The organism is uncultured Flavonifractor sp. (assembly GCF_944387675.1).
GTDB lineage: Bacteria > Bacillota > Clostridia > Oscillospirales > Oscillospiraceae > Flavonifractor.
In genome coordinates, this window is sequence record NZ_CALXFV010000094.1 from 1 (window position 1) to 8634 (window position 8634).

An 8634-nucleotide genomic window follows, 5' to 3' on the forward strand; every position below is an offset into this window, starting at 1 on the left:
TGGATGAGGGCGGCGTTCTTGATGGCGTCAAAAATATCCTCCATGGAGTCGGCCACCGGCAGCACAAAGCAGGCGGACAACTGCCCCAGAGGCCGACCGGCGTTCATCAGGGTGGGGGAATTGGGCAGGAAGTCCAGGTTGGTCATCATCTCGTAAAAGACCTTGGCGGTGGACACCACGTCGGCCTTTGGGTCGAAGTGCCGGTCCCCCTCCGCGATGGCGTTGGCCACCCGGCGGAACAGCCCTTCCACCGTCTCAGTGGGGTTCCCCTGCTCGTCCCGGGCCAGGTAGCGCCGCTCCAGCACCGCCTTGGCATTTTCAGATATGGGCATGTGTTTCTCTCCTCCCGGTTTTCTATATAGCACAAGATATTGTATCACATATATGGTCCTTGTCAACATTTAGTTTCTTGCTTGGGTACACCATTCTTGGTATAATAGGCCTCACAGAATGAAACTTCGGTGTTTCCCAGGTTGGGAGGGGAATCCTATGGAAGACTGGCGGGGCAGAGGCTCGGGACGGCCGGACCCGGGTGTACTGCGGATCCACTGCCAATATTTTTCCCGGCTGGGCTGGGCGCTGTTTGCGCTGATGATGTCCATGCTGGCCGTGCAGGTGCTGGCCGGGGTGCCTGTGGGAATACTGGCGCCCTGGCTGCTGGGTGAGCCTGTATTTCTGTGGGCGCTCTCCGTCCTGTCGGTTTACGGAGTGGGTCTGCCGGCCTTCTGTCTGGTGCTGCGGGGGACCGCCTCCGCCCGTCCGGCCCAGGCCCGGCCCTTGGGGCTTGCCCGGTTTTTGCAGGTCTATGTGATTTGCCTGTGCGCCATGTACCTGGCAAACTACTTCACCCTGACCCTCACCGAGCTGATTGGCCTGCTGCGGGGGAAGGCGGTGAGCAATCCGGTGGAGCAGATGGAGGCCTATCCCGAACTGCTCAATCTGCTGCTGGGGTGTGTCATCGCCCCGGTGTCGGAGGAGCTGATGTTTCGCCGGCTGTTGCTGGACCGGCTGCGGCCCTACGGGGACAAGTTTGCGGTACTGGCCTCCGCCCTGTGCTTCGGATTGTTCCACGGCAATCTGAATCAGCTGTTTTACGCCGTCGCCATCGGCCTGGTGCTGGGCTATGTGGCCCTGCGCACCGGACGGATCTGGCAGAGCACTCTGCTCCACGCCATGCTCAATTTCATCTCCGTAGGCCTGCTCCCCCTGCTGGAACCGCTGGGAGATACGGGAATGAACCTGCTGGCGGCCTTGGTGCTGGGGGCCATTGTATTGGGCCTTGTCTTCTTCATCACCCTGCGGCGGGAGCTGCGGTTTGCCCCCGGTACCGTCTCGCTGAGCGGAGGCTGGACCTGGCGGCTGTTTTTTGAAAATCCCGGGGTGCTCTGCTTCTGTCTGCTCTCTCTGGCTCTGTGCGCCTCCTACCTGCTCTGAAATGCCGGTTGATTTCCCCGGGGGTTTCCTGTAAAATGAGCTATGCCGAGATTTTAGAGAAAAGGGGGTATCCTTCCAGATGAAGGTGCTCTATCTGCTCAATTTTGCCGGCAAGGCCGGTACCGAGCGGTATGTGGAGACCCTGGTGCGCTACCTGTCCCAGGACGGGCTGGTGCAGCCCTTTTTCGCCTATCACGAGGGGGGACTGCTGGTGGAGCGCCTGGAGGAGCTGGGCGTACCCTGCCGCCGGGTGGAGATGCGCCGCCGCTTTGACAAGAAGGCCGCCAAAGAGCTGGCCGCCCTGTGCGCGGAGTGGGACATTGAGCTAATCCACTGCCACTACCTGCGGGAGCACTATACCGCCCTGCTGGCCAAAAAGTACAACAAAAAGCTCCGGGTGGTATACACCAACCACTTTATCCTGGCCAACGACATGGTCACCCGCCTGTCCAACCGGGTGATGGACAAGCGGCAGGACCAGATGATCGCCGTGTGCAACAAGGGGAAGGAACAACTCATCGCCAACGGCTGGAGCGGGGAGCGGATCCAGGTGATCTTCAACGCGGTGGACCCGGCGGCCTGGGCGGGAGACCGGTCGGAATCCACCCTCCGCTCCGAACTGGACCTGCCGGAGGACCGGTTTGTGATGCTGTGCGCCTCCCGGTTTGCCGACGACAAGGGCCACAAGTACCTCATCGACTCGGTGAAGCGGCTGACCCAGCTGACGGCGGTTCCCTTCACCCTGGTGCTGGCGGGGGACGGCCCCCTGCTGGAGCCGACCCAGGCCCAGGTGAAGGAGCTGGGTCTGGCGGAGCTGGTGAAGTTTATCGGCTTCCGCAAAGACATCAAGAACCTGTACAAGGGCGCCGATTTGTACGTCAACTCCTCTCAGCACGAGGCCCTGTCCTTCCTGATCATTGAGGCCATGGCCGCCGGCCTGCCGGTGATTGCCACCGACATGGGGGGCAATCCGGACATCGTCAATGATGAGGCGGGCTGCGGCATGCTGGTGGAATACGACAATCCCGACTCTATGGCGGTGGCCATGAAGTGCTTCCTGGAGGACCCGGCCTTTACGGCCAAGTGCCGGGAAAATGCCCTGCGGACCATTGAGGAGAAGTTTGAGGTCCACAAAATGGCCCGGGCCACCTACGGCGTCTATGAAAAGGCGCTCCACGACTGATACCAAGGAGTAAAATAGCTGATGTCAATTACGGAAAGTAGCGTTTTTCTGCGGATACTTCTGGCCGTCTGGTTGGGACTGAAGCGTGCGGCGGTCAACAGCGGCGCCAACCGCCTGTGCCGGGGGCTGGAGGGGGGCGTCCGACGCCTGCTGTCGGGCAGTGTGCTGTGGCGCTTTGCCTGGCGGGAGGGCGTGGTATCCCGCGTCTGGCCGGAAAGCCTGTCCTGCCGGCTGTTTACCGCTGTGGTCAACATCCCCTGCGCCGTGGTCAAGGTGCTGTACAAGGCAGGCCGGCGGGTGTGGGAGGACAGCCTGTTCTGCCGCCTGCTCACCGCCCTGGGCGGGACCACATACTTCTTCCTGGGCCTGTTTATGCTGGGGATGCTGATGGCCCCCCACAGCCTGTGGAACAATGTCTATGGTCTGATGGGGGCGGCGGCCCTCACCGCCCTTTTTGTGGTGGGCAGCGCCTCCCACCGGCAGTACCGGCTGGAACTGGACACCCTGGGACCGTATATGAGCATTTACATGGCCTTCATCTGTCTGGCGCTGGCGGGTTCCCTGTCCACCCACATGTCCCTGCGGTTCTTCGCCTTCCACCTTACCGGCTTTTTGCTGGTGCTGGTGGTGGTGAGTGCGGTACACAAATACGAGCAACTCCAGCTTATGGTGTCCCTGGCGGTGCTGGGTCTGTCTGTGGCCGCCCTGTACGGCTGCTATCAGGGCTATATCGGGGTGGAGGTGATTCCCTCCCAGCAGGATATGGTGGTCAACGCCGGGATGCCGGGCCGGGTCTACTCCTTCTTTGACAACCCCAACAACTTTGCCGAGCAGCTGGAGATGCTCCTTCCTCTGGAGCTGGCGCTCTTCCTCAACTGCCGCTGGCGGGGGAAGGTGCTCAGTCTGCTGGCCTTCTGCCTGGGGGTGGCGGCCATCGGTTTCACCTACGGCCGGGCCAGCTGGATCGGCCTGGCTTTCGCTGTGGTGGTCTTTGTGGCCCTGCTGGACTGGCGGTGGCTGCCGGCTCTGCTGGTGCTGGGCCTGGCCGCCGTTCCCTTCCTGCCAGAGACCATTTACAACCGGATCCTCACCATCACCAACACGGAGGACTCCTCCACCCAGTACCGCTTTGCCATCTACGACACCACCGCCAACCTGATGCGGGACTACTGGCACCGGGGAGTGGGTCTGGGCAGCGACATTATGAAAAAGGTCTTTCAGACCTATCCCACCAACTTTGACGGTTCCTATCCCATCCATACCCACAACAATTATTTGCAGATGTGGGGAGAGACGGGGATCTGGGGCATCCTGTCCTTCCTGGGCCTGCTGTTCTGGCAGCTGAAGAAGGGGATCAAGGCCCTCCGCCGCACCTCCGATCCCAGGGTGGGTCGGATGCTGGCCGCCGCCGTGGGTGCTTTCTGCGGCATCATGGTTATCGGTGTGGCGGAGTACACCTGGTTTTATCCCCGGAATATGTTCACCTACTGGTTCCTGTTCGGGATCATCGCCGCCTGCGTCAAGCTGGTGCGGGCGGAAAAGCCCGCCAAGGCCTGAGACAAGTCCTGGGCATCCTGCCCAGGGTCGAGAAAGGCAGGGCTGGCGCAAGAGAGAAACAAGTTTTGCACCGGGAAAATCCCCCGGCAGAGTTTCGCCGCCTGCGGGCGCGAACTCTGCCGGGCTTTTTCGACAGCCTCTGGCCCAGCTTCCTTAAGGAAGCTGGGCCAGTTTGGGCCTTTGACGCGGAGCGCCGCCCTGTCAGGAGGCCGCCGCAGCCTCCTCCAGGTCGGCCTGGGTGAGCGCCATCAGCGTCTCCTTGTCCGGGTGGTCCAGGGCGGCCACCCGGTCGGCCTGGCGGGCCACCGCCCGCTCGAAGAGATTGCGCACGTCCCGGGCATTTCCGAAGTTCTCATCCCGGCTCTCGTACAGGGTCCGGAGCAGACCGGCGGCGTAGGCCGCGCCGCGCTCATCCAGGGTATAGCCGTTCTTTTCGCACATGGAGCGGAAGATTTCCATCAACTCCTCCCCGGTGTAATCGTCAAAGTAGAAATATTTGTTGAACCGGCTTTCCAGACCGGGATTGGCGTGGATAAACCGGTCCATCAGCCCGGTGTACCCCGCCACAATGACCACCAGATCCGCCCGGTGGTCCTCCATACCCTTGAGCAGGGTCTCAATGGCCTCCCGGCCAAAGTCATTGGGGCTGTCCTGGCTGGCCAGGGCGTAGGCCTCGTCAATGAACAGCACGCCCCCCAGAGCCTTTTGGATGACCTCTCCGGTTTTGATGGCGGTCTGCCCCACAAATCCGGCCACCAGGCCGGAGCGGTCCACCTCCACCAGCTGGCCCTTGGACAGCACCCCCATGGCCCGGTAGATCTGGGCCAGCAACCGGGCCACGGTGGTCTTGCCGGTGCCGGGATTGCCCATAAACACCAGGTGGAGGCTCATGGGCGGCACGGGCAGGCCGTGCTCCTGCCGGAGCTTGCGCACCTTCACCAGGTTGATGAGGCTCTTCACATCCGCCTTCACCTTCTCCAGCCCGCACAGCCCGTCCAGCTGGTCCAGCAGCTCCTCCAGAGTGGGGGTGGGAGGAGCCTGCTCCGCCGCCACCTGAGCCGCTCCAGAGGACGCCTGCTCCGCCGGAGCGGGCCGGGTGACGAAATCCGCTACATCCAGCGGCGCCTTTCCCCCGGGCAGCCCGTCCCGGTCACACAGGGTGGACAGACTGTCGGCACAGGCGTTCACAAAGCCCGCCTCCCCCTCGCTGACCTGGTCATCCACCGCGGCGAAAAGGAGCAGCATCAGGGTGGTCAGGTCGATAAACCGCCTTGCCAGACCGCTGCCGGATACCTTGTCGCAGGCCCGCATCCGGGCAAAGAAATCGGGCGCCCTGAAGCCGGGATAGTCCAGCACCGCCCCAGACAGCTCCCAGAACAAGATGGAGGGGACCGGATTGCCCTTGGTGTAGATGGCGTTGTAATACTCCACGTGGCGGGGAGAGAGGGACCCGCCGTCCTTCTGCCACACCCCCAGGGCGCAAGCCCGGAAAAACACGTCTGCCTCCTGGGTGAATTTCACCCGTAGGGCGGCGTCGGAGATCTGCCGCCGGAAAGCGGACACCCCGTCGCTGTACTGCCTGTGTACCTCCGCGGCGCTGATGGAGCTTTTCATCCCGCCACACCTCCATGCTGTTTCTGCTCAGTATTATATCCGATTGCCGGTGATAACGCAAGGCGAGGGGAAGTTGACATAAATATTAAAAAACATTTACATTTTTACACCCGCCGTTGACGGATAGCCGCCTGCCGTTGTAAAATAACTTAAGAATGTCGATTGGAGGGATTTCCCATGGCATCCAAGCGAAGCAGAGACGACCGGCCCAAGATGATTCACTGTGAATACTGCGGGGAGGACTACTCCTCTACTTATAAGCACTGCCCCTTTTGCGACGAGATGGAACAGCAGGACTATGACGACCAAGGGGCGTATGAGGATGAGGCCCCCCGTCCTCGCGGCGGTAAGCGGTTAGTTACCAATACCCGGGGGGGCGGCTACGGCGGCAGCCCGTCGCCCCTGCGGATTGTGGGGATCGTCATCTCCCTGGCTCTGATCATCGCGGCGGTGATTATTGTGGTCTCCATCATCATGCCCCTGGTGAGCAAGGGCCATGCCGAGCCCGGCACCTCCCTGCCGCCGGAGGACTCCGCCCCGGTGGTGGAGTCGGAGACGCCCGGGCCGGTGGATTCCGAGCCTCCGGCGGTGGAGAGTCCTGAGAACACCGTTCCCGCCGACCAGACGGCCACCGGATTCACCCTGGATCAGAAAGAGTTCTCCTTCTCTGACCGCTATCCAGATCCCATCACCGTCAAGGTGACCTTTATCCCCGCCGGCACCACCGGCACCATCACCTGGACCAGCAGCGCCCCCACCGTTGTGGCGGTGGATGAGAACGGTGTGGTAAGCCACGGCACCGTGCGGGGCAGCGCCACCATCACCGCCTCCATGCCCGGCGCCGCGGACCAGACCATCCTGGTTTACAATCAGGTCACCAGCGCCGGCAGCGGGAGCGCCACCGGCGCCGGAAGCAGCACCGGCGGGTCCACCGGTACCCTGTCCCTGAATAAAACGGACTTCACCTTCTCGGCCCTGAACAACCCCGCGGTGCAGATGAAGGTAAGCGGGACTTCCTCCACCCCCACCTGGTCCATCGGCAATACCGCCGTGGCCACCATCTCCGCAGACGGGGTGGTGAAGCCGGTGGGCTCCGGCACCACCACCATTACCTGCACGGTGGACGGGCAGACCCTGACGTGTATTGTCCGCTGCGCCTTCTGACAAATGGAACAGACACGGAGGCTGTGGAAAAAGCGGCCAGCCGCGTTTTCCACAGCCTCCGCCCGGCCTTCCCCTTGGGAAGGCCGGTTTTTTTGCAGAAAGGCCGAGGAAGTCATTGACAAGTTCATCTATATCATGTAGACTAAAATTGATCTACGTGATGTAGATGAAAGGGGGAATGCCATATGCCGACCATGGGAACGCTGGAATCCCGCTTTGCGGACATGATCTGGCGGAATGAGCCGATGGCGTCCAGAGACCTCATCAAAATGGCGGAGAAGGAGCTGGGCTGGAAGTCGACCACCTCTTACACGGTTCTGAAGCGGCTGTGCCAGCGGGGCATCTTTCAACTCCAGGACAAAACGGTGACCTCGCTGATCTCCCGGGAGGATTTTTACGGGATGCGGAGCGAGCAGTTTGTGAGGGAGACCTTCGGCGGTTCCCTCCCGGCCTTTGTCGCCGCCTTTGGCCAGCGGAACAAGTTGTCGGAAGAGGAGGCGGAGGAGCTGAAACGGCTCATTGACGGGATGCGGAGGTGAGACGATGTCCTTTTATACCTTTTTGCCAAAGCTGATAAACATGAGCTTAACGGCCAGCGTGGCCATCGTGTTTGTCCTGCTCCTGCGGCGTTTGCTGCGGAGAGCGCCCAGGGCGATCTCCTATGCCCTGTGGAGCGTAGTGCTCTTCCGTCTGCTCTGCCCGGTCGCCATCCCGTCCGGCCTTTCCCTGTTCGGCCTGCTGGATGCACCGGTCGCCCCGGACGGCACCATAGCATATGTCCCGCCCGATATTGTCCACATGGAAGATCCGTCGGTAGCTCTCCCCGTGCCGGGCATTGGAGAGGCCATCACCGAAACGCTGCCCCAGGGGGAGGAACAGCTTGTGGCCGACCCCCTGGAAGCGCCGGTGGCGGCTGCCACCTTTGTCTGGATGGCCGGAGTCCTGGCAATGGCAGGATATGCGTTGGTGTCCTATGCGAGACTCCTTCGAAAGCTGGTCACGGCCTCGCCCCTCCGGGATAACATCTTTCTGTCGGACGAGATTGCCTCCCCCTTTGTCCTGGGCCTGTTCCGCCCCAAAATCTACGTTCCCTCCTCGCTGAGCGAACAGGAGTGGCCCTACATTATCCTCCACGAACAGCACCACATCCACCGCTTGGACCATCTTGTGAAGGCGGTGGCTTTCGCGGCACTCTGCATCCACTGGTTCAATCCCCTGGTGTGGCTGGCCTTTTTTGCGGCGGGCAGGGATATGGAGCTGAGCTGCGACGAGGCTGTGGTCAGGAAACTGGGAGACGGCGTACGGGCGGATTACAGCGCGTCTCTCCTGAGTCTGGCCACCGGCCGGCGAATCATAGCCGGGATGCCCCTGGCTTTTGGAGAGGGGGACACGAAGCGCCGCATCCGCAACCTGGCAAATTGGAAAAGCCCCGCGGTCTGGGTCGTGCTGGCGGCGGTTCTTTCCTGTATTGGCCTGGCGGTGGTTCTTTTAACAAATCCGCCCCAAAATCAAGCGACGGCTTCTGAACGAGAGCAGATTCCTTCTGTAGAGTTTTTTGATACAGAAAACCTGTCTTTGCTGGAATCGCTGGAACACCGCTTCGCATCAGAGGGCGAAAAGGCCACCATTGAGCTCTACACCTCTGCACAAGTCGCATCGGACGGGCTGATGGGCTGGGATTC

The 8634-nt window shown here is 61.5% G+C and carries 8 protein-coding genes; 6 read left to right on the forward strand and 2 right to left on the reverse strand.

Going from position 1 to position 8634, the window contains the following annotated elements:
* The coding region (locus Q0J74_RS09000; protein WP_297213583.1) for a ribonucleotide reductase N-terminal alpha domain-containing protein at nucleotides 1-332 on the reverse strand (332 nt) is incomplete at its 3' end.
* Between the two features lie 157 nt (nucleotides 333-489).
* Here Q0J74_RS09000 and Q0J74_RS09005 point away from each other — a divergent pair.
* The 3 genes from Q0J74_RS09005 (at nucleotide 490) to Q0J74_RS09015 (ending at nucleotide 4174) form a co-directional block, all read left to right on the forward strand.
* Nucleotides 490-1434, forward strand: a complete 945-nt coding sequence (locus Q0J74_RS09005; RefSeq protein ID WP_297213586.1) for a CPBP family intramembrane glutamic endopeptidase — start codon at nucleotides 490-492, stop codon at nucleotides 1432-1434.
* Nucleotides 1435-1513: 79 nt separating this feature from the next.
* Nucleotides 1514-2617 carry a glycosyltransferase family 4 protein gene (locus tag Q0J74_RS09010; RefSeq protein WP_297213589.1) on the forward strand — a complete coding sequence of 368 codons (1104 nt, stop codon included), beginning with the start codon at nucleotides 1514-1516 and terminating at the stop codon, nucleotides 2615-2617.
* Nucleotides 2618-2638: 21 nt separating this feature from the next.
* Nucleotides 2639-4174, forward strand: coding sequence for an O-antigen ligase family protein (locus Q0J74_RS09015; RefSeq protein WP_297213592.1), 1536 nt, complete (start codon nucleotides 2639-2641; stop codon nucleotides 4172-4174).
* A gap of 201 nt (nucleotides 4175-4375) precedes the next feature.
* On the opposite strand, the gene Q0J74_RS09020 is transcribed toward Q0J74_RS09015, so the two are convergent.
* Nucleotides 4376-5788 (reverse strand): AAA family ATPase, encoded by a 1413-nt coding sequence (locus Q0J74_RS09020; protein WP_297213596.1) that lies wholly within the window; start codon nucleotides 5786-5788, stop codon nucleotides 4376-4378.
* A 177-nt stretch (nucleotides 5789-5965) separates the two neighbouring features.
* Here Q0J74_RS09020 and Q0J74_RS09025 point away from each other — a divergent pair, with 177 nt between their 5' ends.
* The 3 genes from Q0J74_RS09025 to Q0J74_RS09035 all read left to right on the forward strand — a co-directional run.
* Entirely contained in the window at nucleotides 5966-6952 is a 987-nt protein-coding gene (locus Q0J74_RS09025; RefSeq protein ID WP_297213599.1) for an Ig-like domain-containing protein, read from the forward strand.
* A gap of 185 nt (nucleotides 6953-7137) precedes the next feature.
* Nucleotides 7138-7491 carry a BlaI/MecI/CopY family transcriptional regulator gene (locus Q0J74_RS09030; RefSeq protein WP_297213602.1) on the forward strand — a complete coding sequence of 118 codons (354 nt, stop codon included), beginning with the start codon at nucleotides 7138-7140 and terminating at the stop codon, nucleotides 7489-7491.
* Nucleotides 7492-7495: 4 nt separating this feature from the next.
* Nucleotides 7496-8634, forward strand: a 1139-nt coding sequence (locus Q0J74_RS09035; protein WP_297213605.1) for a M56 family metallopeptidase, incomplete at its 3' end; no start/stop codon positions are given.